This is a genomic window from Kitasatospora sp. NPDC002543 (genome assembly GCF_053594915.1).
On sequence record NZ_JBSFWR010000001.1, the window covers coordinates 80510 to 103405 of the forward strand.

The 22896-nt window shown below is 74.3% G+C and carries 15 protein-coding genes; 3 read left to right on the plus strand and 12 right to left on the minus strand.

Annotated features, from left to right (window positions below):
- Nucleotides 1–96: 96 nt before the first annotated feature.
- Entirely contained in the window at nucleotides 97–4107 is a 4011-nt protein-coding gene (gene fxsT, locus ACWD4P_RS00355) for an FxSxx-COOH system tetratricopeptide repeat protein (protein WP_449778088.1), read from the minus strand.
- Complete coding sequence (locus tag ACWD4P_RS00360; RefSeq protein ID WP_359823315.1) at nucleotides 4104–5606, minus strand: TIR-like protein FxsC; 1503 nt, start codon at nucleotides 5604–5606, stop codon at nucleotides 4104–4106. Before ACWD4P_RS00360 ends, fxsT (ACWD4P_RS00355) begins: the two co-directional genes overlap by 4 nt.
- A 198-nt stretch (nucleotides 5607–5804) precedes the next feature.
- On the opposite strand from ACWD4P_RS00360, the gene ACWD4P_RS00365 reads away from it, so the two are divergent.
- A complete protein-coding gene (locus ACWD4P_RS00365) occupies nucleotides 5805–5999 on the plus strand; it encodes a DUF397 domain-containing protein (protein WP_359823313.1) in 195 nt (64 codons plus the stop codon).
- 156 nt (nucleotides 6000–6155) lie between these two features.
- On the opposite strand, the gene ACWD4P_RS00370 is transcribed toward ACWD4P_RS00365, so the two are convergent.
- Nucleotides 6156–7649: an MBL fold metallo-hydrolase gene (locus tag ACWD4P_RS00370; RefSeq protein WP_449778089.1), complete on the minus strand. Its 1494-nt coding sequence runs from the start codon at nucleotides 7647–7649 to the stop codon at nucleotides 6156–6158.
- A 77-nt stretch (nucleotides 7650–7726) separates the two neighbouring features.
- Between ACWD4P_RS00370 and ACWD4P_RS00375 the strand changes: the two genes are divergently transcribed.
- Nucleotides 7727–8302 carry a TetR/AcrR family transcriptional regulator gene (locus tag ACWD4P_RS00375; protein ID WP_449778090.1) on the plus strand — a complete coding sequence of 192 codons (576 nt, stop codon included), beginning with the start codon at nucleotides 7727–7729 and terminating at the stop codon, nucleotides 8300–8302.
- A gap of 68 nt (nucleotides 8303–8370) precedes the next feature.
- On the opposite strand, the gene ACWD4P_RS00380 is transcribed toward ACWD4P_RS00375, so the two are convergent.
- Both ACWD4P_RS00380 and ACWD4P_RS00385 read right to left on the minus strand, forming a co-directional pair.
- Nucleotides 8371–8874: an N-acetyltransferase gene (locus tag ACWD4P_RS00380; RefSeq protein WP_359823307.1), complete on the minus strand. Its 504-nt coding sequence runs from the start codon at nucleotides 8872–8874 to the stop codon at nucleotides 8371–8373.
- Between the two features lie 81 nt (nucleotides 8875–8955).
- Nucleotides 8956–10218 carry a beta-ketoacyl-[acyl-carrier-protein] synthase family protein gene (locus ACWD4P_RS00385; RefSeq protein WP_449778091.1) on the minus strand — a complete coding sequence of 421 codons (1263 nt, stop codon included), beginning with the start codon at nucleotides 10216–10218 and terminating at the stop codon, nucleotides 8956–8958.
- A 66-nt stretch (nucleotides 10219–10284) separates the two neighbouring features.
- Here ACWD4P_RS00385 and ACWD4P_RS00390 point away from each other — a divergent pair, with 66 nt between their 5' ends.
- Entirely contained in the window at nucleotides 10285–10911 is a 627-nt protein-coding gene (locus ACWD4P_RS00390; RefSeq protein WP_449778092.1) for a TetR/AcrR family transcriptional regulator C-terminal domain-containing protein, read from the plus strand.
- Nucleotides 10912–11016: 105 nt separating this feature from the next.
- On the opposite strand, the gene ACWD4P_RS00395 is transcribed toward ACWD4P_RS00390, so the two are convergent.
- The 7 genes from ACWD4P_RS00395 to ACWD4P_RS00425 all read right to left on the minus strand — a co-directional run bounded on the left by ACWD4P_RS00395 (nucleotide 11017) and on the right by ACWD4P_RS00425 (nucleotide 22884).
- Nucleotides 11017–11730, minus strand: coding sequence for an aminoglycoside N(3)-acetyltransferase (locus ACWD4P_RS00395; protein WP_449778093.1), 714 nt, complete (start codon nucleotides 11728–11730; stop codon nucleotides 11017–11019).
- Between the two features lie 158 nt (nucleotides 11731–11888).
- The gene (locus tag ACWD4P_RS00400) at nucleotides 11889–14306 is read right to left on the minus strand and encodes an FxsB family cyclophane-forming radical SAM/SPASM peptide maturase (RefSeq protein WP_449778094.1); all 2418 of its coding nucleotides are present in this window, start codon (nucleotides 14304–14306) and stop codon (nucleotides 11889–11891) included.
- A gap of 57 nt (nucleotides 14307–14363) precedes the next feature.
- Nucleotides 14364–14549 carry a hypothetical protein gene (locus ACWD4P_RS00405; RefSeq protein WP_359823296.1) on the minus strand — a complete coding sequence of 62 codons (186 nt, stop codon included), beginning with the start codon at nucleotides 14547–14549 and terminating at the stop codon, nucleotides 14364–14366.
- Nucleotides 14550–14863: 314 nt separating this feature from the next.
- The gene (locus ACWD4P_RS00410; protein WP_449778095.1) at nucleotides 14864–16036 is read right to left on the minus strand and encodes an aKG-HExxH-type peptide beta-hydroxylase; all 1173 of its coding nucleotides are present in this window, start codon (nucleotides 16034–16036) and stop codon (nucleotides 14864–14866) included.
- 200 nt (nucleotides 16037–16236) lie between these two features.
- Nucleotides 16237–17415 (minus strand): FxsB family cyclophane-forming radical SAM/SPASM peptide maturase, encoded by a 1179-nt coding sequence (locus ACWD4P_RS00415; protein WP_449778096.1) that lies wholly within the window; start codon nucleotides 17413–17415, stop codon nucleotides 16237–16239.
- Between the two features lie 35 nt (nucleotides 17416–17450).
- On the minus strand, nucleotides 17451–21464 hold the full coding sequence (gene fxsT, locus ACWD4P_RS00420) for an FxSxx-COOH system tetratricopeptide repeat protein (RefSeq protein ID WP_449778097.1): 4014 nt from the start codon (nucleotides 21462–21464) through the stop codon (nucleotides 17451–17453).
- Nucleotides 21454–22884 carry a TIR-like protein FxsC gene (locus ACWD4P_RS00425; RefSeq protein WP_449778098.1) on the minus strand — a complete coding sequence of 477 codons (1431 nt, stop codon included), beginning with the start codon at nucleotides 22882–22884 and terminating at the stop codon, nucleotides 21454–21456. The genes fxsT (ACWD4P_RS00420) and ACWD4P_RS00425 overlap by 11 nt, the downstream gene beginning before the upstream one ends.
- Between the last annotated feature and the right edge of the window lie 12 nt (nucleotides 22885–22896).

A 22896-nucleotide genomic window follows, 5' to 3' on the forward strand; every position in this document is an offset into this window, starting at 1 on the left:
CCCGCCCCTTCCCGGCCGGCCCGGCCTCGCCGGTGTGCCCGGCCGCCCGGCCCTGCCCGGCCTTCCCGACCGGGCAGGGCCGGACGGCCCTCCCGATCAGACCGGCTGCGGCTCCAGGTCCCGGTTGATCCGCTTCCAGCCGCGCGCGGAGACCGTGTTGGGGTGCTCCTCGCCGAACTGCCGGATCAACTCGGAGATCGCCCGCGCCCGCAGTTCGGCCGCCTGGGTGTGCCGCCCGCCCGTCCGCAGGGTGATCGCCAGGTTGGCCTCGCAGGCCACCGCGTCCGGGTGCTGGGCGCTGTAGCGGTCGCACAGCCCCTGGTACGCGGCCCGGCCGAGCCGCTCGGCGCGGTCCAGCTGTCCGTCGTCGCCGTACGCGTTGGCCAGGTTGATCATCGCGTTGAGGGTGTACGGGTGCTCCGGACCGACCGAGCGGCTCAGCCCCTCGACGGTGAGCCGGCCGCGTTCGATGGCGCCCTGGACGTCGCCGCTGCCCCGCAGGTAGATGCCGAGGTTGTTGGCGCAGGCCAGGGTGAACGGGTGGTCGTCGCCGAACAGCCGCCGGTGGCCCTCGAAGACGGTGGAGCAGAGGTCGCGGGCGGCCTCCTTGTCGCCGGAGGCGCTGTGGTCGGCGGCCAGGTTGAGCGCGCAGGCGAGCGCGTCGGGGGCGTCGGCGCCGTAGCGCTCCAGGTAGCGCTCGTAGGTCTCCTTGGTGATCCGGCGCGCTTCGGCGAGCAGGCCGATCCGGCGCAGCGAGACGGCCAGCGACTTGGCGTTGCGCAGGTTCTCCGGCAGGTCCGGGTCGAGCACGTCGCCGAGGTCGGAGGTGACCTCCTGGAGCAGGTCCACCGAGCCGCGGTAGTCGCCGAGTTCGCGCAGGTCGCGGGCCAGGTTGGACTTGGTGGACAGGGTGTAGGGGTGCTTGGGGCCGAGCACGGCGGTGCGGCGGTCGAGGGTCTCCTGGTCGAGTTCGCGGGCCGCCTCGCTGTCGCCGACCAGCCGGTAGTCGATCGCCAGGTTGTTCGCCATGGAGAGCGTGCGCGGGTTGTCGTCGCCGAACAACTCGCGGAACTGGTCGAGGATTTCGCGGTCGAGGTCGAGCGCGGCCTGGAACCGGCCGAGCGCCCGGCGGTCGGCGCCGAGCGAGCCGGCCGTCATCAGGGTGTACGGGTGGTGCTCGCCGAGCAGGGCCCGCTGGCGCTCCAGGGTGTCCTCGTCCAGGGCCAGCGCCTCGCCGTAGTTGCCTTGGGAGCGAAGCACGTTGGCGAGCTGGAAGCGCAGCAGCAGGGTCTGCCGGTCGTCCTCGCCGAGCTTGCCGGTCCACTCCACGTCCAGCGCGTGGCCGAGGTCGCGGGCGCGGTCGAGCTCGCCGCGCTTCCACAGGTAGCGGACCCGGTCGATGAGCAGCTGGCGGGTGTCCGCCTCGTCGCAGTTGTGCGCCTTGGAGGGCGACAGGTGCGGCCAGATCTCGTCGAAGGCGGGCCAGTTGGCCGGGTCGTCGGTGTCGCCGAGGACGGGTCGGGCGCCGGTGAGGATGCGGTGCACCTCGTGGACGGCGACCTCCTGCTCGTCGGCGGTCATCCCGGCCCGGATCACCGCCTGGACGAGCCGGTGCACCTGGAAGCTGTTGCTGCCGGCGTCGACCTTGGCCAGCGCGTACCGGCCGATCGCCTGGATCACCTTGCCCAGCATGAACTTGTCGCTGAGGTCGGCGTCGAAGCGCACCAGCGCCCGGATCATCTGGTCGCTGTAGAAGAGGTTCATCGAGATCGGCTCGGGCGCGAAGAACGCGCAGAGCTGGAGCAGCCGGACGGCCGCCGGGGACTGCTGGCGCAGCCGTCCGATCGACACGTTCCAGGTCGCGGCGACCGGGGTCGGGTAGTCGGCCGGACGGCCGACGGCCAGCGCGCGGGCGGCCTCGGCGTGCAGCTGGCTGACGTAGGTCTCCACCGGGGTGCCGGTGGTGTCCAGCCAGGCGGCGGCCACCTCGACGGCCAGCGGCAGGTCGCCGACCGCCTCGGCGACCCGGTCGGCGTCCGGGCGGGAGAGGCTGCGGGCGCGCCGGCACAGGTGCTCGACGCTCTCGCCGCGGGTGAAGACGTCGACCTCCAGCGCCTCGGCGTGCCCGGTCCAGGCCTGGTTGCGCGAGGTGACCAGGATGTGGCCGGAGCCGCCGGGGAAGAACCGGCGGATCTCGGACGGCTCGTCGGCGTTGTCGAAGATCAGCAGCCAGCGCGAGGTGGGCACCCCGCGCCGCAGCGCCTCCCGGGCGGCCTCGGCGGCCTCGGTCACCGAGTCGCCGACCCGCAGGCCCAGCCGGCGGGCGAGTTCGGCGAGCGCCGGGGCGACCAGCTCGGTCTGCTCGGCGTCGATCCACCAGACCAGGTCGTAGTCGGACATGAAGCGGTGGGCGTACTCCAGCGCCACCTGGGTCTTGCCGACGCCGCCGAGCCCGTACAGGGTCTGCGGGGTGGGGAGCACGGCCGCCATGCCGCCGCGCAGCTGGTTGCGCAGCTGCTCCAGGACGGCGGCGCGGCCGGTGAAGGAGGGGTTGCGCGGCGGGACGTCCCACACCGAGGGCTTGCTGCCGGGGAAGCGCGGCCCGCCGCTGGGCGCGTCGCCGAGCGGGGTGTCGCCGCGGCCGAGCGCGCGCAGCAGGCTCTGGACGGACTGCGCCTCGTCGCGGCCGACCAGGTCGACCGGGTTGCGGTTGCTGAACGGCGCGGTGAGCCGGACGTCGCCGACCCGGACCGGCAGCAGCTGGCGCCGGGTGCCGGAGGGGTCGGAGCTGACCACCGACTCCCACAGCGCCCGCGCCTGCGGGGAGCGCTGGTAGGCGGGCGAGAGCACGGCGACCGTCCGGTACGCGGAGTCGATGCCGCGCTCGGTCTCCTCGCGCGGGTCGGTACCGGCGCTGAGGTCGCGCGGCAGCACCCGGAAGCCGGCCCGGCTCAGGACGGACTCGATCCAGTCCGCCCACATCCGGTCCTCGGGGACGTAGGAGAGGTAGAGGTCCGCGGGCACCGACGGGCGGCGGCGGGTGAACGCGTCCACGTAGCGCAGCCGCACCTCCTCGTCCATCGGCGGCAGGCCGGCCGCCCGGCCCTCGGTGATCATGGAGGTGAGCCGCTCGCAGGCGGCCAGCATCGAGGTGGGCGTGCCGGTCTGGTCCCCGAAGGTCGCGAGGATCTCCTCGTAGGCGTAGAACGGCCGGTACGGGATCTCCACCGAGCCCCAGTACTGGGCGAGTTCGTCGCCGTCGTAGCCGGTCGGCAGCCCGTCGAAGCGGACCCTGGCGAGGGCGCGGCCGGCGTCCGCCTTCTCCTTCTCGCCCTCGTCGATGCGCATCGGGACGGGCAGGATGCGGATGCCGCGCTCGCGGTAGCGGTCGTGGATGTGCTGGGCGATCCGGGAGGCGCCGTCGATCGACTGGTCGCTGAGGGTGAAGCAGACCACCAGGTCGTCGGGCATCTGGACGGTGCAGATCTCGGCGATGTCGGACAGGCCGGTGCGGGAGTCGATCAGCACGTAGTCGTAGCGCTTGGCCATGTCGGCCTTGAGGGCGTCGAAGAACTGCCCGCCGTCGAAGCGGTCGTAGAAGATGTCCCAGTCGAGGTGGGTGACGGCCTCGGAGTAGTCGCGGTTGAACTGGCCCGCGGAGAGGAAGTCCAGGCTGCCGCCGGCCGGGAAGTGCGGCCAGCTGAGCGAGAGCGCGTGCGGGTGCACCCGGGCGAAGTCCAGGTGCCAGCCCTCGGCGTGCTCGACCGGGCGCAGCGCCTCCTCCCGGTACTCGGCGATCAGGTCCATCATGCCGGTCGTACCGGCCAGCGAGGCCGGGTCCAGGAACGGGTGGAAGAACTTGGCGAGGCCGGGCGCCTCCAGGTCCCAGTCCACGGTGAGCACCCGGAAGCCGTTGGCGGCCAGGATCCAGGCGGTGTTGGCGAGCGCCATGGTGCGGCCGGTACCGCCCTTGTACGAGTAGAAGGTGATGATCCGGCCGTTGCGGTCCTGCTCCGCCGCCCGCCGCTCGGCCTCCCGCTGGGCGGCCAGTTCGGCGGCGGTGAGCCCGCCGAGGCGGAGGTTCCTGGTGCGGTTGTCGTCGTTCATCGCGGTCCTCGTCCTCCCAGGGGCGCCATCCCGTCATCGGGTTCATCGCCGTCGTCGCGGTACGGGGCGTGCTCGCGGGACGGATCGTGCTCGCGGTGCGGGTCGTGCTCGCGGTGCGGATCGTCGCCGTTGTGCCGGCTCCGGCGGGTGGTGCCGATGGGGCGGCCGTCACCGTCGCCGCCCGCGCGGTCGTCGCCCTGGTCGTCCTCGAAGGGGTCCTCCGGAGGTCCGTCCGGCCCGTACCCGCCTCCGCCGCGGCGGAACGCGTCCCGCAGGCTCGGCCGGGGCGGCGGCGGTTCCTCCGGTTCGACCCGCATGCGGCCCTCGAACGCGTACTTGGCCTTCATCGCCGCCCGGGGCAGCGCGTCGTCGAAGTCCTCCAGGCTGCCCAGTCCGGTCGGACCGGTGGCGCCGAGGAAGCTGGGGCGGCTCGCCCGCCGGGAGATGCGCAGCGTCTCGTCGCTCAGGTCGCCGAGTTCGTCGGAGCGTTCGGCGCACTCGGGGTCGTCGCCGTTGAACGGCTCCAGGATGCTCACCCAGGTGGCGTCCGAGCGGTCGAAGCGCCGGACGAGCTCGCGCCGGCGCGGGTCGCGCAGCGCCCAGCGGTCGAGCAGCAGCAGTCCCGGGGCCTCGGCGTTGCCCTCGATGATCGACTCCACCTCGTCGTCGAACTCGTGCACGGTCGGCTGGAACCCCAGCTGCCGGGCGAGCCGCGCCGCGTGCTGGGCGATCGGCGTGCCGACCGGCCGGTACGGGTGCCAGTCGGTGCGCCGGTCGCCGTAGTAGTCGGGGCTGCGGTCGGCGGGCAACTCGTTCTGGTGGTAGGCGAGTACGGAGATCCGCAGCTGCTTGGTCGGGGCGGTCACGTTGAACGCGCTCGGGAGGGCGTTGAACTCCAGCCGCCGCCCGACCGGGATCACCGTCTCCTCCGCGACCTGCACGATCCGCGCCGCCAGCCGGTGCACGGCCAGCTCGTAGGCGGAGCGGAAGTAGCTGAGCTTCATCAGGGCGTACAGGCCCTCGGTGGCGTACTCGGGGCCGAAACTCGTGTGGTTGAACTGGAGTTCACTGGCCACGTTCGGCAGCCGGTAGCGGCTCATCGGCGCCCACAGCACCGGCACGATGCCGCTGGTGCGCTCGGAGTCGAGGTTGGCCGGATAGACCGGCCGACGGGTGAAGGCGTGCCACTCCTGGCCGCACGGAACGCTGTTGAAGTACCGGGGGGAGTAGAGGGGGACGAACACCCGGCACGTCGCCAGCTCGTCGGACAGCCGGTCGGCCCACAGCTCGCCCTGGTGCATGGACTCGTCCATGAAGCCGACGGCGGCCCCGTCCGGGACGGTGGTGAGCTGGAGCACCGCCTCGCAGAGGTCCCGGTACAACTGCCTGACCCAGTGGTTCGGGTCGCTCGCGCCCCGCGCACCGGCCTTGGGGGTGTGCGCGTAGGAGAGGAAGAAGTACGGGCGGGCGTCGTCCTCGTCCCAGCCCCGGTCAGTCACACGCGCCTCCCCCGGGCCCGTCGGCAAACCTGCCTCCCGCAGCCCCCGTGCGGCGGGGCTTCAGTGTAGGAACGACTGACACCCCAATGGAATAGCACAACGTCTCGCACGAATTGACATGACCGAAACGATGCCGCCACCCGTGCACAGGGAGCAGTACCCTCGTTCCGGCCGCACCGCACCACCGGGAGGACATCCGTGGACCACCTCGACTGGCAGAGGTCCAGCACCAGCGGCGACGGGGGCGACTGGATCGAGATCGCCTCCGAGGGCGACCACGTCCACATCCGGCAGTCCGACGACCCCGCCCTCGTCGTCACCACCACCCGCGCCAAGTTCAACGCCTGGATCCTCGGCGCCAAGGCCGGAGAGTTCGACCACTTCGTCTCCTGATCCCGTCCGGGGCCGCTGGCCGGAACCGACCGGCCGCCCCGGCGGGTCGGGCGGCTCCGTCGTCCGCGGGTCAGGCCGTTCCGTCGGCCGTCGGCAGCGGTCGTCCCGCGCCCACGCCCGCGCACGCGCCGCGCGCCCGCGCTTCACGCCTTCACGTCACGCCTGCGCCCCGGCGAGCCAGCCGTCCAGCGGGACCCGGCAGGTGTTGAGGATGCCGGCGATCGTCCCGTACGTCCCGACCAGCGCCAGGAGCTCCAGCACCTGCGCCTCGGAGTGCCGTTCGACCAGCGCCCGCCAGGTGTCCGGGGCGAGCGCGTGCCCGTCGTGCAGCTCGTCGACGGCCCGCAGCAGCGTGCGGTCCGGCTCCGACCAGTCCGGGTGCTCCGAACCCTCCTGGACGCGGGCGATCTCGGGCCCGGTCAGCCCGGCCGCGGCGCCGAGGCGGACGTGGTGCTCCCACTCGTACGTCGAGCCGGTGCGGTGCGCGGTGCGCAGGACGGCCAACTCGCGCTCGCGGAACGGCAGCAGGCCCTGGTTGAGCTGGGCGAGCAGGGGCGCGAGGGCGACCAGCAGGTCGGGGTGGTGGCCGATGGTGGCCAGCACGTTGAGCACCGGGCGGCCCGCCAGCGGCCCGGCGCCCTCGGTGAGGAGGGCGGCCGCGGGGCCGTCCAGACGGCCGGCGAGGGCGGCGATCTCGGCGGGCGGCCGCGGCACCAGCCGGGCGGCCTCAACGGTGAACTCGTCGAGCCCGAGCAGCAGTTCCTCCTCCCCCGGGGTCCCGTCGCCGTTCAGTTCGCGGTACACGGCGCCGATGTTGAGCAGCAGCCGCTCGCGGTCGGCCCAGTCCTCGAAGCCGTCCAGGTCCATCTCCCGCGCCGCCCGCAGCACCGGGGTGCCCACCCGGTGGACCCGCTCGGCGTGGTCGCGGACCCGCTCCAGGTAGCCGCGGAAGGTGCGGACCTCGGGCTTGCCGACGACGGGGCCGTGCCCGGGCACGATCGTGTCGACGTCCAGGCCGAGGATCAGGTCGCAGGCGGCGATCCAGCGCTCCACCGGGCCGCTGTGGACCACCGGGTGGCCGCCGACGAACAGGATGTCCCCGGCGAACAGCACCCCGGCGTCGGGGACGTGGACCAGCACGTCGCCCCGGGTGTGGGCGGGCCCGACCTCGATCAGCCGGACGGAGCGCCGCCCGACGGCGACCTCCAGCTCGCCGCTGAAGGTCCGGTTCGGCAGGGTGGGCGCGATGCCGGTGAAGTCGAAGGCCTTCCGCATGTCCTGGACGACCCGGGGGAGCGGCAGGTCGCCGGGCGCGGCGAGGAGTTCGTGGAGGTGGTCGCGGGCCATGTCGGCCGCGGCGGCCTCGGAGGCGATGACGGTGGCGTCCGGGAGCAGTTGGTTGCCCCACCAGTGGTCGCCGTCGCTGTGGCTGTTGACCAGGGTGCCGACGGTGACCCCCGGGACGGTCCGCGCGACGGCGCCGAGCAGGTCCCGGGTCTGCGGGACGGTGAACAGGGTGTCGACGAGCAGTGCCTCGCCGCCGGAGACGATCAGCCCGGCGTTGCTGAGGCCCCAGGAGCCGTTCGGCTGGAGGTAGGCGTAGGTGTCGGCGGCGATTTCGTGCAGGCCGAGGGTGTACGGGACGGCCATCGGTTGACCTCCTCGCTAGGTGGACTGGAGTACAAGATGTACTCCAGTCCACTCATGTATTCAAGTACACTTTCCAGGTGACCTCGACTTCGACTCGACACGACCAACGCCGCGCCGCGACCCGGGAACGGCTGCTCGCCGCGGCACTGGAGCTGTTCGCCACCCAGGGGTACGCGGCCACCACCTACGACCACATCGCCCGGCGCGCGGACGTGGGACGCCAGACGGCCTTCAACCACTTCCGCCGCAAGGAGGACTTCGTCACCGCCTGGGTCCAGCAGCGGCACGAGGTCCTGGACCGGCAGGACGAGGCGCACGCCTCCGCCGTCGACGCGCTCGCGAGCGCACTGCGCACCCTCGCCGAGCTCAACGAGCGGGAGTACCCGCTGGCGAAGGAACTGCACGACAGCGGAGTGCTCCACGCTGCCTTCGCCCTCGGCACGACGGCCCCCCGGGCGTTCGTCACCGCCGCCCTCAGGGGGCACGAACAGGGCGAGATCCGGCTGGGGTTGAACCCGAGCGCCCTCGCCGACCTGGTGTTCGACACCTACGTCACGGCCCTGAGCCGCTGGCTGGCCGCCGACGCCTCCTACCCGCTCGCCGACGCCCTGCTCGCCCGACTCCACCTCCTCGCGGCCGGCTTCAGGACCTGACCACACGGGCGCGGGCCCCGCCGAGTGGACGGGGCCCGCATCGTGCGCCTGCCCCTGGCGGCGGCCGCTCACCTACCGGGGTGCTCGGGCAGGGCGATCCAGTCCTCCCAGGAGACCCCACGGCCGAGGAAGCGCGGCTGCTCGAACGGCCACTCAGTGGCGATCCACTGCGGCACCAAGGCGTCCAGCGCCCGCTCGACCTCGCCGCCCACCAGCCGGTCCACCACCCACCAGGCGATCTCGCCGTCCGCCCCGGCCTTCTCCGGCGGGTCGATGTAGACACAGCCGAGCAGGGACGTCTCCGCCGCGTCGAGCAGCGCGTAGTTGAAGGACTGGTGCGCGGCGATCTCCTTCTCGTGCCGCAACAGGTCGGCCTGGTTGGCCTCGTAGGTCATGGTGGCCGCCGGCCAGCCCCAGGCCGGGCCGAACATGCTCCACAGCCGCTCGCGCGAACCCATCACGGCCGGATAGTCGAGCACGGCGTCCGCCTCCCGGACCGGCCGCAGGTGATGGGCCCCGTCCGGCAGCGGCACGTGGACGGGGTGGACGAAGTCATCGGGAAGCCAGCTCATGGCGCCCGACCGTAGCACCGCGCGGAATTCCGCTCTCCTGAATTGGCGACGGCCCCTCGGACAGCGGTGCGTTCGCGTGGGTCATGGCGTGGTCGGCACCGCACGGGACGCCCGGTGCCGTGCGCCGGTGACGACGAGTGAGACGTTCTGCCCACCGAAGCCGAAGGAGTTGCTGAGCACGGCCTCCTGGGGGACGTCCCGTCGCTCCGCGGCGACGTCGAGGTCGATGTCCGGACCGACGCCGGCCTCGGTGAGGTTGCGGGTCGGCGGGATGACGCCGTGCTTCACGCTGAGGACGGCGATGAGTGCCTCGATCGCGCCGGCGGCGCCGAAGAGGTGTCCGAGCGCCGCCTTGGGGGCCGTCACGGTGGCGCGGCCGAAGACCTCCCGGATCGCGCGCGCCTCGGCGAGGTCGCCGACCGGGGTTCCGGTGGCGTGGGCGTTGATGTGGCCGATCCGCTCGGGAGCCAGGCCGGCTCGTGCGAGGGCCTTCCGCATGGCCGAGACCTGGCCGGAACCGTCGGGAGCGGGTGCCGTGATGTGGTGGGCGTCGGCGGCGACGCCGGCGCCCGCGAGGACCGCGTGGACGCGCGCGCCCCGGGCCGCGGCGTGTTCGGCGCTTTCGAGCACGACGACGGCCGCGCCCTCGCTGAGGACGAATCCGCTGCGGTCCGCGGCGAACGGCCGGGAGGCCGAGGCGGGTTCGGCGGTGTGCCGTGACAGAGCCAGCGCCTGGGCGAAGCCGGCGACGGTGATCGGGGTGATGGCGGCCTCGGTCCCACCCGCGATCACCACGTCCGCCTCACCCGCGCGGATGAGCCCGGCCGCCAGGGCGATCGCCTCGGCACCGGAGGAGCACGCCGAGACGGGCGTGTAGACGCCGGCCCGCGCACCGTATTCGATACTGATCAGCGCCGCCGCCGCGTTGGGCATGAGCATCGGGACCGTGCGGGGCGAGACGCGCCGCGCCCCGGCCGCCTCCAGGGCGTCGTCCTCCTTCAGCAGCGTCCGGATGCCCCCGATGCCCGTGCCGACCGCCGATGCGAGCCGGTCCGGGTCCACCCGCGGGGAGCCGGCGTCGGCCCAGGCCTCGGCCGCCGCGACGAGGGCCGCCTGCTGCGAGCGGTCGAGCCGCCTGGCCCGCACCCGCGGCAGCGATGCGGCGGGGTCGACCGCCATCGTCCCCGCGACGGTGTCGGGAAGGCCGGCGTCCTCGTTGCCGGGCAGGCCCACGCCGCGGATGCCGGACTCGCCGGCCAGCAGGGCGTTCCAGGTGGACGCCACGTCTCCACCGAGTGGCGTGATCGCGCCGAGTCCGGTCACGACGACTTCAGTCCGGTGCATGCCCTTGAACCTTTCTTGTATGTGATACAAGCGAACGCGGCCAGTTGTATCACATACAATTCAGGCGTGGAGAAGAAGCGAACCGAAGTCCGGTCAACGGCGGCCCGGTCGCGCGACCGCGGTCGCGCGACGAGGCGCCGGCTGATCGAGGCGACCGCACGGCTCTGCGAGGAGCGGCCCGGCGCCGAGTTGAGCGTCGCGGAGATCGCGAACGCGGCAGGCGCCTTCCCCAACCAGGTCACCTACTACTTCGGTTCCAAGGACTCGCTCCTCGTGCACGCCGCCTTCCTCGGCCTGCTGCACGACGCCCGACGGATCGAGCGCCTCGGTCGCCAAGCCCCCGACGCGGCGACGTTTCGACGCAACATCGCCCGCGCCGTCCTGGCCATGCCCTCGCTCCCGTCGGTCGCGCGAGCACTCGCCGCCGGGATCTCCAAGCCCGACCTCGCCCCCGTGGTCGACCGGCACCTCCAGCTGCTGTTCCGACAGTCCGAGCGTTTCGTGGGCCGGCTCGTCGACAGCCGCGGCTGGAGAACCCGCAGACCGCTCGGCGTGGAGGCCAGGACGTTCTGGAGCACCGCGCTCGGCGCCGTACTGCTCGTCCGCGCCGGGGCGCACGGCACGGTCGCCGACCTCGACCTCGCGGGAACACTGACCATCCACGACGAACCCGAGCACGGCCAGGGCGCGTAACGGGCCCTGGCCGACTCCTCGCTCCGGGCAGGAAGCCGTGTGCGTGGGACGCCGGCCTGGCCGGCGTCCCACGCAACACGATGGCGGGGCGGAGCGGGGCGGGTTTCAGGGGCGCCCGCGCCGCAGGACGGCCTCGGCGAGGTCGACGGCCTCCCGGACCGGCACGAGCCGGCAGTCGGCGCCGCCGACGCGGGCGGTGGTGACGCCGCGGGCGGTGCGCAGGACCTCGGTGCCGAGCGCGCCGAAGTGGAGGTCGTCCAGGTCGGGGGCGCGGAACACCGTCCAGCCGTCCTCCCCGACGCAGCGGTACTCGCGCACCGGCACGTCGGGCAGCCGCAGGTCGGCCAGGTGGAAGGCGGTGAAGCGGTCCATCGGGACTCCGAGCATCAGCACCCGGGCGTCCAGTTCGTAGAGCCGCCCGAGCGGCGACTCCGGGCCGAGGTGGGAGGTCAGCGGGTGGTGGGCGGTGATCTCCCGGGCGAACCGGCCGACGGCCGCCCAGGAGGTCTGCGGGTGTCGGCTGCGCAGCGCGCCCGGCCACGAGCGGATCGCTTCCGACAGCGCCCCCATGGTGGGCGACGCCGGGGTGACGGCCGGGTCGAAGCGGGGCATCCGGGCCTGGTAGTCGGCCACCTCCGCCGGGGAGAGACCGGCGGTGGCGGACTGGTGGATGCGGGAGGTCGCGGAGTTCTCGGGCGTGGCGGTGTAGGCGACCAGGGTGCCGTCGGGGCCGAGGAGTTCGAGCAGGGCCTCGATCAGGCCGGCCGCCCCGCCCGGCACCGGTCCGAGGGCGCGCAGGGACGCCTGGACGTGCAGCACCGTGCCCGGGCGGACACCGAGGTCGACGAGTTCGCGGACGAGGGGGAGGGCTGGGGAGGCGACGGCGACGCTGCCGGCGCGGGGTTCGGTGAGGATGGCGGTTCCCCCGGGTTGAGGGCCCCGGGCGAGGGAGGTCCCGGGGCGGCGCGAGTGGGAGGTCAGACCCCGGCCCGTGCCTGCCGCGCCCGGTCGGCCGCCTGCTCGGCGGCGGCGGGGAGCGGCAGTTCGAGCCAGGGTGCCACGGTGGCACGCATGCCGTCGGCGAAGCGCAAGCCGGTCCCGGTCAGGGCCCCGGACGACGCCAGCCGCTCCACGGCCTCGGCGGTGTACCGCCGCCAGAGCGCGAGTTGTTCGCGCGCCCGGTCGGCGGCCGGGCCCGGCAGTCCGTCGTACGCGCGGGTGCGGGTGCCCCAGTACTCGGTGACGGCCAGGTGGGCGTAGGTGCCCTGGAACAGCCCTTCGAGCGGCCGGGGGTCGGGCCGCCAGGGGGCGAAGTACAGCGTGGGGTCGGCCCGGTCGTACAGGTCCGTGAGGTCCAGTACCGCGCCGAGCTTGACGTGCTGGAACTCGTGGGCGAGCAGCAGGGCGAGGGTCGGCGCGGTGGCGGGCCGGGCGATCCCGACGGCGCCGTACGCCTGTCGGGCCGCCGAGCTGACGTCCCGGCCGGTCGGGCCGGGGCGCAGCGGGGTGATCGTCGTCAGGCCGGCCCGGATGCCCTCGGCGTACCCGGGCAGGTCGCGCCCGAGCAGTTCCCAGGCCTCGCGCAACGCGCCCGTCCAGTCGAGCAGTTCGGCCTCGGAGAGGCGGTCGGTGACCGGGTGGTCGTGGCTGTCGCGCAGCGGGTCGGTGTCCTCCAGGGCGACCGTCCAGCCGCCGGCCAGCCGGATCCGCCGCAGGGGTTCGTCCAAGGCGGTGGGCTCCAGGGTGCGCACCGTTCCGTCGGACGCCCGTACCTCGAAGCCGTCCGCCCGCCCGGTGACCACGGCCTCGCCGTCGGGTACGGCGATCCGGCCGAGCGTGGGCAGGTGCAGCCGGCCGCCGCGCACGGGCACCGCCACCGCGTCACCCCGCCCGGCCCGTACCGCGGCGGCCGCGGCGAGCGCGGCCAGCGGGCCGAGGCCGACCGGGAGGTCCCCGGCGAGCCGGCGGGCGGCCCAGGCGCGGGCGTACGGGTGGGCGAGCACGGCGTCCACGGCGGCGGGGGCCGCCGCGTCGAGTTCCGTCAGCAGGGCCCACGCCCCGGCCCGTCCCTGTCCGGAGGCGTCCCAGGCGGCGGCCAGCATCGCCCGGGTGAGGGCGAGTTGGGAGCGGCCGAGCGCGGCGACGGTTTCCGCGCCGCCGTATCCGCGGGCGAGCTCGTCGAGTTGTGACGGGGTGAGCGCGCCGGGCAGCAGCGGCTCGGCGCCGGACCGGGGGGCCTCGCCGGCCTGCGCCGGAACGCCGACCGGACTCCCGCTCCCCGCAATGCCGTTGATGAACGTCATGAGATCACCGCAGTAGACGGAGGGATGGTCGAAGCTGCCTCCTCCATCGTCGCTCCGATAGCGGTGGGCGTACAGCCCGCCACCGCAGGAGCGCACCACGGAGCAGGCGCGGCAGGCCGCGCTCAGTCCGGCCAGGCCGGACTGGCGGGCGGCGATGCCGGGGTGGCGGGCGAGGTCGTCGAGGCTGTGCGCGAAGACGTTCATCCCCGTGACGGGCGCCCCGTCGTACGCCGTCTTCAGGCTGTCCGCCTGCTCGAAGGTGCCGTCCGTCTCCAGGACGGCCAGGTCGGAGGGTTCCAGCCCGAGCGACTCGGTGAGGCTGGAGAACCCCCGCAGGGTCCGGTGCACGGATTCGAAGGTCCGTACGGCGAACGGCCGCCCGTCCGTTTCCCACAGCCTGTGGACGGTCAGCAGCCAGTCGGCGTACGGGGTGGCGCCCAGCGCCGCCGGACGGGCGGGCGGCTCGTCCCAGGTGGCGTGCGGGAGCAGGAAGTCCACGGCGGGCGGCCGGAGTTCGGCGAGTGCCCGGTAGACAGCCACCGGGTCGTTGGCGACGTCCATCGTGCACAGCAGCCCGGCGAACAGGTGCCGGTGCTCGGGCTCGTTCAGCAGACCGACCGCCCGCAGCACCTGCGGGTGGCTGCTGCGCCCGTCGGCGAACCGCCGGTGGCGGTCGTTGGCGGCCCGGTCGCCGTCCAGTGAGATGCCGACCTTGATGCCCTGCTCCGCGAACAGCGCGCAGAAGGCCCGGTCCAGCAGCACGCCGTTGGTGTGGATGCGCAGGTCGAGCACGCAGCCGGGCGGGAGCGCCGCCCGGAGCGCCTCGGCGGCCCGGCGCAACCGGTCCGGGCCGGCGAGCAGGGGTTCTCCCCCGTGCAGGACGACCCGGACGGCGGGCAGCCGGTGGGCGGCCGCGTGCTCACCGATGCGCTCGGCGGCCTTGGCCAGGATCCCGTCCGCGATGACCTTCGGCCGGGACCGCCAGCTGCTGTCCGCGTGCTCGTAGACGTAGCAGTGGTCGCAGGCCAGATCGCACCTGCTGTGCATCTTGACCACGAACTGCGTCAACGGCAGCGGAATCGACGTCGTCATGGAGCTGGGACTGTTCGGTTCGGCTCGGTCTGGGTTCCGCTCGGAGGTCCCGGTCGGTCAGATCGAGGAGTTGAAGGCGGCGACCGGCACGAGGCCGGAGTCCGCACCGGGGAGCGCGCGCTGGAGGCGGGCGGCGAGCTCCTCCGCGCCGAGCGCGGCGAGATCGGCGAGGGAGGGGCGTTCCGGCGTCTCCTGAGGGTCAGTGAGCTTGCCGGCCGGCCTGGTGCTGGTTACCGGAGTCATGTTCGTTTCCTTAGGCGCGGTTAGGACCTGCCGAGGGTGGGTAAGCCCACCCGGTTGCGACCAATGTAGTGCCCGCGAAGACTCCGCGCGGCACCTTGCGGACTCACGTTGGGCTCCCCGGGCGGCCGACGTCGCACGACGGCGCGTTGACCCCCCGGAATTCACCCGTTCAGCGGTCGCGCACTTCGCCGTGGCGCACGCCGAAGCGCGTCGCGGGGGCGAAGATGCGGACCGGCACCCGGGCACACCCCGGGAGTGCCCGGTGGAGCCCCCGGACAAGCGCGCCATCCGGCCAAGCCTTCACCGCGCCGGAATCATTCCCCCGGGCCCACGCCCCCGGAACGGCTCCCGCGGGCCCGCCCGCCCGGACCCGCCCCCTCGGGCTCGCTCCCCCGGCCTCGCTCCCCCGGCCCGCCGAGCTCCCGGACGGCCCGCACCAGCTCCGCCGTGAACTCCAGCCCGGCCACGGTCAGTTCGCCGCAGCCCAGGAGCGTCTCCCCGGCCGCCAGGGTGTGCGCCCGCCAGCGCACGGACTCCTCGTGCGCCCGGACGGCGTCACCCGCCCCGGCGCCCGCCCGGCCGGCGGCCGCCTCCGCCTCCGCGCGCCAGAAGTCCGCCACGCCCAGGTGCGCGTACGCCCCCTGGAGCAGCGCCCCGGCCGGGCGCGGATCGGGCCGCCAGGGGGCGTGGTAGACGGCCGCCCCGTTGGGCCGGTGCAGCGGCACCAGGTCCAGCAGGGCGCCGAGTTGGACGTGCAGGAACTCGTGCACCAGGGCCAGCGCCAGCAGCACCGGATCGCCCGGCAGCGAGGCCGCCACGGCACCGTAGGCCCGCCGGGCGGCGGCGCTGACCGCCTCCCCGCCGGGGGCGGGCCGCAACGGCACGACGGTGGCCACACAGGCCGCGACGGCCCGCGCGTGGCGCGGGTGACGGCGCACCAGGATGCTCCACGCCTCCGCCAACCGCCGCTCCCACAGAGCGAGTTCGGAGCCGCTCAACGGCCCGGCCGGCGGACGCCCGTAGTCCAGCCGGCGCGGGCCGGCGTGGTCGATCGACGGCGACCAGCGCAGCCCCTCGCACTCCAGCGCGAGCGCCGGACCGGGGCCGCTCCGGAGGAACTCGCCCAGCCCGTCGAGCGCGACGTCCTCCCCCGCCGTCGCACCGCGCAGGCAGTCGGCCGCCCAGGCGTCCAACTCCGGCCGCAGCAGCACCTCTTCCCACCGCTCGCGGTCGTCCCGCTGCAGCGCCCGCACCCTGGCGTACGCCTCCCGGTAGCCGTCGTGCCCCGGCGCGGCCCGGCGCAGTGCCAGCAGCAGCAGCGCCCGCTTGCTCAACTGCCCGGCGCGCAGCAGCCGGACGGCCTCCGGCCCGCCGCGCGCGCCCGCGATCGCCCGGAACGTCGCCCGGTCCACTCCGTGCCGGGGCAGACCGTCCGCCCCGCGCGCGCCCGGCACCCCGGCCGCCACCGCCTCGCCCGTACCCGCCACCGCTCGTCCTCCTCGTGTGTGCGGCTTCCCGGCCCGGTCGGGCCGCCCATCGCCCAACCCGCCCGGCCCGCCCGCGGTCTCCCCGCGCCGGGGCGGATCAGCCGGACGGCGGCCGGGCTTGACCCGGACGGGTGAGCCGCCGGGCCTCCCGAGCCCGCCCCCATCGCCCGGAGCCCGGGCCCTTGGAGCCCGGCGGGCCGTCAACTCCCCACCAGCCCCGCCACCCCCGCCCGAAGCCGCCCCGCGATGTGCCGGATCAACCGGTCCAGGTCCGCGCAGTACACCGAGGGGTGCCCGAAGCCGTCCCCCGCCCACCGGTGCGCGTACAGCCCCCCGCCGCAGACCCGGGCCAGCGGGCAGCCGGCGCAGACCGGTCCGAGGCCGGCGAGGCCGCGCTGGCGGGCCCGGAAGGCCGGGTGCGCGGCCGCCTCCGCGAAGCCGTGCCGCCACACGTCCAGGCCGGTCCCCGGGGCCCCGTCGTAGGCCGCCTTGAGGCTGTCGGCCTGCTCGATCGTGCCGTCCGTCTCGACCACCACCAGGTCGACGGGGGCCAGCCCGACCGCCTCGCTGGCCGCCCGGCCGCCGAGCAGCAGCACCGCCAGCTCCTCGAACAGCCGCACCCCGGTCTCCCGTCGCGGCGCGCCGTACCAGCGCTCGAAGGCGGCGATCAGCCATTCCCCGTACGGCGCGGGCACCGCGGGCGCCCCGCCCGGAGCGCCCCCGGGCGGCGCGTCCGGCACCGGCCGGGGCGGGGCCCCGGGCGGCGGCTCCCGCCAGGTCGCGTGCGGCAGCAGCAGGTCGATCCGGGGCGGCGCGAACTCCAGCAGCGCCTCGTAGGTGGCCACCGGGTCGGCCGCCAGGTCGACGACGCAGAGCAGCCCGGCGAACAGCTCCCGGTGCCGGTCCGAGCCGAGCAGCCGCACCGCCTCGGCGGTCCGCGCCCAGCTGCCCGCGCCGGAGGGCAGCCGACGGTGCCGGTCGTGGCCGGCCCGGGTGCCGTCGAGCGAGACCCCGACCGAGACCCGGTGGCGGTGCAGCACGTCGAGCAGGGCCGGTTCGTCCAGCAGCCGCAGCCCGTTGGTCTGCACGGTGAACCGCACCCGGGGCCGGACGGACGCCAACTCCCGGAGCAGCACGCCCAGGTGGGCCGCCCCGACGAGCAGCGGCTCGCCGCCGTGCAGCACCACGGACACCTCGTCCAGCCCGTGCTCGGCGGCGTGCTCGTCGATCCGCCGGGCGGCGCGGCGGACGGTCGCGAGCTCCATCCGCCGCGGCCGCCGACGCCAGCTCTGGTCCGCGCCCTCGTACACGTAGCAGTAGTCGCAGGCCAGGTTGCACCGACTGTGGATCTTCAGCAGGAACTGCCGGAACGGCACCATGTCCGTGAGCCTAGGGCACCGCGCCTGACCGCTCGTCACACGTGCGGCGGCTCCACGTCCGAGTCCAGCCGCGTCCCGGCCCGCACCGCCTTCGTCGTCGGGTGCTCCTCCCCCAGGGTGACCCGGGCCCGCCGGATGCAGTCCGCCCGCAACTCCGCGGCCCGCTCGGTGTGTCCGAGGGCGGCCAGCGACAGCGAGAGGTTGGAGTTGATGCCGATGGAGTCGTAGTGGTCCTGGCCGAGGGCCGCGGTCATCAGCGGCTCGGCCTCCAGTTCCAGCTCGAGCGCGGCCCTGAGCTCCCCGGCCAGCGCCAGGTCGTTGGCGTGGTTCATCATCGCGATCGGGATGTAGAGGTGGTGCGCGCCGAGCACGGTGCGGAACTGCGCCAGCGTGCGGCCGGACAGCTCGCGCGCCTCCGTCGTGCGCCCCGCCAGCCGCAGGTACACCGAGAGGTTGTTGGCGCCGGCCAGCGTCACCGGGTGGTCCTCGCCCAGGTAGTCGCGGTACCTGGCGAGCGCCCGTTCGGCGAGCGGGATCGCCCGTCCGGTGTCGCCGAGCGCGTTGAGGTCGCTGGCCAGGTTGGTGGCGGCGGCCAGGGTGTCGGGGTGCTCGGCGCCGTTGATGTCCAGGTAGCGCTGGTAGATGTCCTCGTCGATCTCCAGGGCCTCGTGGTACCGGCCGGCCCGGCGCAGCGCCACGGCCAGGTTCTTGCGGGCGCGCAGGGTGTCGGTGTGGCCGTCGCCGATGGTCTGCTGGTAGATCCGGACGGTCTCCTCCAGCAGGTCCAGGGCCTCCCGCAGCCGCCCGGTCTCGCGCAGGTCGCGGGCGTAGTTGGAGGCCGAGGAGAGCGCGTAGAGGCTGTGCGCGCCGAGCGCGTCGCGCTGCTGGAGGTAGTTGCTGCGGTGCCGTTCCAGGGCGGCCCGGCGGTCGCCGGCCAGGTAGTCGGAGACGGCGAGGTTGTTGGTGATCATCAGGGTGCGCGGGTGGTCCGGGCCGAGGGTGCGCCGGGCGGCGTCCAGGGTGCGGCGGTCGAGCGTCCGGGCCTCGTCGTAGCGGCCGAGGAAGCGCAGGTCGGCGCCGAGGCTGTTGGCGACGGCGAGGGTGTGCGAGTGCTCCGGGCCCAGGGTCGCGGTGAAGCGGTCCAGGATGTCCCGGTCCATCTCGTACGCCTCCTGGAGGGCGCCCTGGGAGCGGCGGATGTTGCTCAGCTGGGTGCGCAGCATGAGGGTCTGGGCGTCGTTGTCGACGTCGAAGCCGGGCCCGCCGTAGCCGTCCTGGCGCCAGTGCTCCAGCGTCCGCTCGGCCAGTTCCCGGCCGGACTCGTGCAGGCTGCGCTTCCACTGGTAGCGGACCGAGTCGATGATCCACTGCCGGACGTCCTCGTCGGCGCTGTCGAGCGCCCCGGACGGCCAGAGGTGGGGCAGGAGTTCGGCGTACTCGGCCCAGTTCACGGGCACGTCCGGGTCGCCGGGGTTGGCGGTGGCGAGCGCGGCGTGGACGACGGCGCGCAGTTCGGCCCGCCGCTCCTCCTCGACCTGGTCCCGCAGCACCGCCTGGACCAGCCGGTGCACGGTGATGGTCTCGCTGCCCTGGTCGGTGCGGGCGAGCCCGAACCGGTTGATGGCGCGCAGGAACTCGCCGATCGCGAGCTTGTCGCGGGGCGCGCGCGGGGGCAGCCGCAGGGCGCGGGTGACGGCCCGGCTGTAGAGCAGCCGCATCGGGATGGCGTCCGGGCCGAAGAAGGCGCAGATCTCCAGGATCTGCGCGGCCGGGGCGTTCATCCGGCGCAGTTCCTCGACCGAGATGCGCCAGGTCGCGGCGGCCGAGTGCGGGTAGTCGGCGGCGCGCAGCCGGGTGCGCTCCAGCATCTCGGTGAGCTCTTCGTCGAGCAGTTCGAGGTAGGTGGCGATCGGCATCGACGTCTCCTGGAGCCAGACGGCGGCCTGGCCGACGGCGAGCGGCAGGTCGCCGAGGCGGTGGGCGACCTGGTCGGCGTCCTCCGGGGAGAGGCTGCCGTTGAAGCGGCGCAGCAGCCGCACGCTCTCCTCGCGGAGGAAGACGTCGACCTCCACCAGGCCGGCGTGCCGGGCCCAGCCCTGGTTGCGGGAGGTGATCAGCACGTGCCCGCCGGAGGAGCCGGCCGGCTGCCAGGGGGCGAGCTCCTCGGGGGTGCCGGCGTTGTCGAAGACGAGCAGCCAGCGGCGGTACGGCTGGCCGCGCCGCAGCGCGTCGAGCACGGCGGCGGCGGTGTGGGCGACGTCGTCGCTGGTGGGCACGCCGAGCCGGGGAGCGAGTTCGGCGAGCTTCTGCGGGATGTTGGCGGGCTCCTCGGCGGGAACCCACCAGACCACGTCGTAGGCAGCCTTGAAGCGGTGCGCGTACTCGGCGGCGATCTGCGACTTGCCGGCGCCGCCGAAGCCGTAGAGCACCTGGCTGAGCACCGCGGCGGGCCCGCCGGTGAAGCGGTTGCGGAGCAATTCCAGCAGCTTGCCGCGGCCGATGAAGGCGGCGTTGCGCGAGGGCGTCTCCTGGACCTGCGGGGCGGTGCCGGGGAACCGGGCCGGCGCGGCGAACTCCCCGCTGTCGGTCTCGGGTTGGCGGCTGCTGCCGGGCGGCGGGCCGAGTTCGGCGTAGAGCTGGGACTCGGCGCCGACCGCGGAGGAGCGGATCAGGTCGGGCACCGGCTGCCCGGCGAACGGGCGGGGCACCGGCTCGTCCGGGTCCTGGAGCCGGAAGGCGACCAACGCCGTTGATCCGGAGGCCAGTTCGCGGCCCTGGAGGAGCTGCCAGACCTCGGCGGCCCGGGGCAGCGCGGTGTACTCGGGCGAGAGCAGCGCGAGCAGCCGGCCCTGGCCGTCGACCGGCCCGGCCACCTCGGGCGGGCGGGGCCCGGTGTACGGTTCGGCGGCGCTGTGCAGGGAGGTCTGGTAGCCGAAGCGGGTGAGCGTCCCGGCGGCCCACTCGGCCCACATCCGGTCCTCGGGGGCGTAGCTGACGAACACCTGGCGGGGCACCGCGCGGGCGGAGCGCAGGTAGGCGCCGTAGAGCCGGCGGCGGGTCTCGGTGGTGAGCGGGCGCAGGGTGCGGACCCGCCCGTCGGTGATCCAACCGGCCAGCCGTTCGAAGGCGTTGAGCAGGCTGCGCGCCTCCTGCGGCCGGTCGGCGACGGTGGCGGGCACCTCCTCGTAGGCGTAGAAGGGCTTGTACGGCACCTCGACGTCGGCCCAGTAGCCGGCCCTGCGGTCCCCGGCCAGCCAGCGGCCGAGGTAGGGCGCGAAGGCCTCGCGGGCGTAGTCGCGGCCGGCCTCCAGGCGCTCCTGCTCGGCGTCCTCGACCCGCATCGGCACCGGCAGGACCCGGATCGCCCGCTCCTGGGCCTCGGCGATGTCCCGGGCGGCGTCGACGCCGCCGCGGATGTTCTGGGCGCTGAAGGTGAAGCAGTCCACCACGGTGTCGGGCATCAGGACGGTGCAGATGCCGGAGGTGTCGCTGACGCCGGTGCGGCTGTCGATGAGCACGTAGTCGTAGCCGCGGGCCCAGCGTTCGCGCAGCTCGCGCAGGAACTCGCCGCCGCGGATGTCCCGTCCGTGGTAGAAGCTGCGCCAGTTGAAGCTGGTGACGGCGGCGGCGTAGGCGGCGTTCTGCCGGCCGGCGGGCAGGAAGTCGAGCCGACCGCCGGGCGGCAGGTCGAGGGCGAGGCCGCAGACGTAGCCGTCCAGGCGGCCGGGTTCGTCCAGCCAGGCGGCCGGGGACTGCCCGACCGGCCCGGCGGCGGAGGGCAGCGCCTGCCTGACGTAGGCGCGCAGCAGGTCGATCAGGCCGTCGGTGGAGTGGAGTTCCGGGTCGACCAGCAGCGGGTGGTAGTAGCGGTGGAGGCCGGGCGCCTCCAGGTCCCAGTCGACGACCAGGACGCGCAGGCCGCGACTGGCGAGGATCCAGCCGACGTTGGCGAGCGCCATGGTGCGGCCGGTGCCGCCCTTGAAGGAGTAGAACGTGACGACCGATCCCGGTCCGCCGCGCTCCAGCTCTGCGCCGGGCTCAGTGGTCATCGTCCTGGTCTCCCCTCAGTGGGACGGCGTCGTCCTGGCCCCGGCTCTGGCCGGGCAGTTCCGGTGGAACGGGGTCGGGGTGGTGCCGCGCGGCCGGCGGGTCCTGGCGCGGGTGGGGCGGGCGCGGGCGGCCGGACGGGCCGGACGGGATGGCCAGCCCTGGCAGGTCCGGGCCGTCGCCGGAGCCGGAGGTGTCGTCGCCGGAGCCGAAGCCGAAGGCGTCCCCGCCATCGTCGCCCCAATCGAGGTTGTCGTCCATGAGCTTGTTCTGGGCGACCGTCACCATGATGGTGAGGTCACTGTCGAAGCTCTCCTGGTTCACGCGCACCCGGAACAAGTGCTCCAGGTCGCTCCGGCGCAACCAGTTGCGGCGGAACACGCCGCGCACGCCGGTCCACGGCGCCTCGCGCTCCCCGTCCGGGTCGTTGCTGCCGATCGGGACCACCACACCGGTGACCGGGTGGTTCTGGTCGTCGTACTCGCTCAGCGCGGCCCGGTAGCGGCCGCTGCCGGCCACCCACGGGTCGACCAGCAGCACGCTGACCTGGCTGTCCTCCCGGGCCTGGTCGAGCTTCTCGCCGAGGCCCGGGCCGATCTCCTCCAGCGTGGTGGTGTGTCCGGCCGCGGTGATCACCTGCTGGGCGCGCACCACCAGGGACGGCTGGGTCGGCGGGTAGTAGGGCGCCCAGTGCCAGGGCTTGCTCCCGTACCAGCCGCCCGCGAACGAGCCGCCCGCGGCGGCGGCCTCCGAGGCGGACCCGGCCGCGATGAACAGCCGCACCATCCCGGGGCTGGGGGCGGGCTCCGGCGCGGCCGGGGGCGGGAAGTAGCCGCGCACCGCGCCGAGGTCGAACTCGGGCAGCTCGCCGAGCCGCCGCGCGGCCGCGTCCCGGACCCGCTCCGCGACCACCCGGACCACCTGCTCGTACGCCCCGCTCTGCGCGGTGCGCAGCAGGGCCCGCAGGCCGTGCCGGGCGTAGGCCTCGCCCATGTCCGGTTGGACCCACTGGATCTTGGTCACCTCGGCGGCCAACTCGCCCGACCCGACGGGCTCCCAGAGCACCGGGACCAGCGCCGGGACGAGCTCCCCGGTGTCCTCGTGGTGGCGCCGCACCCGGCCGCGGAAGGCCGTCCACTCCTTGCCGCAGTAGAGGCTGGCGAAGTAGGCCGGGGAGTAGAGCGCGATCATCGTCCGGCTGCGGCCCAGCATCGTGGCCAGCCGCTCGGCCCAGTCGTCGCCGAGGCGCAGCTGCTCGGTGTCGCGGAAGGCGAGTTCCTCGGCCCGGACCGCCGGGCCGACCAGACGGCCGAGCTCGTCCCGCAGGTCGTTGAAGAACTGGTTGACGAAGGCGTCCTCGGCCTCGAAGTCCCGGCGCGCGTAACTGAAGAAGAAGTACGGCCGGTGCTGTTCGTGCTCCATCACCTGTTTCCC

What these genes read in the sequence shown, in the direction of transcription:
- ACWD4P_RS00415 (WP_449778096.1), bottom strand. Translation starts at nt 17,415, where the DNA reads ATGGTGCCGTTCCGGCAGTTCCTGCTGAAGATCCACAGTCGGTGCAAC.
- ACWD4P_RS00385 (WP_449778091.1), bottom strand. Translation starts at nt 10,218, where the DNA reads ATGCACCGGACTGAAGTCGTCGTGACCGGACTCGGCGCGATCACGCCA.
- ACWD4P_RS00370 (WP_449778089.1), bottom strand. Translation starts at nt 7,649, where the DNA reads ATGGCCGTCCCGTACACCCTCGGCCTGCACGAAATCGCCGCCGACACC.
- ACWD4P_RS00380 (WP_359823307.1), bottom strand. Translation starts at nt 8,874, where the DNA reads ATGAGCTGGCTTCCCGATGACTTCGTCCACCCCGTCCACGTGCCGCTG.
- fxsT (WP_449778097.1), bottom strand. Translation starts at nt 21,464, where the DNA reads ATGACCACTGAGCCCGGCGCAGAGCTGGAGCGCGGCGGACCGGGATCG.
- ACWD4P_RS00400 (WP_449778094.1), bottom strand. Translation starts at nt 14,306, where the DNA reads ATGACGACGTCGATTCCGCTGCCGTTGACGCAGTTCGTGGTCAAGATG.
- fxsT (WP_449778088.1), bottom strand. Translation starts at nt 4,107, where the DNA reads ATGAACGACGACAACCGCACCAGGAACCTCCGCCTCGGCGGGCTCACC.
- ACWD4P_RS00405 (WP_359823296.1), bottom strand. Translation starts at nt 14,549, where the DNA reads ATGACTCCGGTAACCAGCACCAGGCCGGCCGGCAAGCTCACTGACCCT.
- ACWD4P_RS00425 (WP_449778098.1), bottom strand. Translation starts at nt 22,884, where the DNA reads ATGGAGCACGAACAGCACCGGCCGTACTTCTTCTTCAGTTACGCGCGC.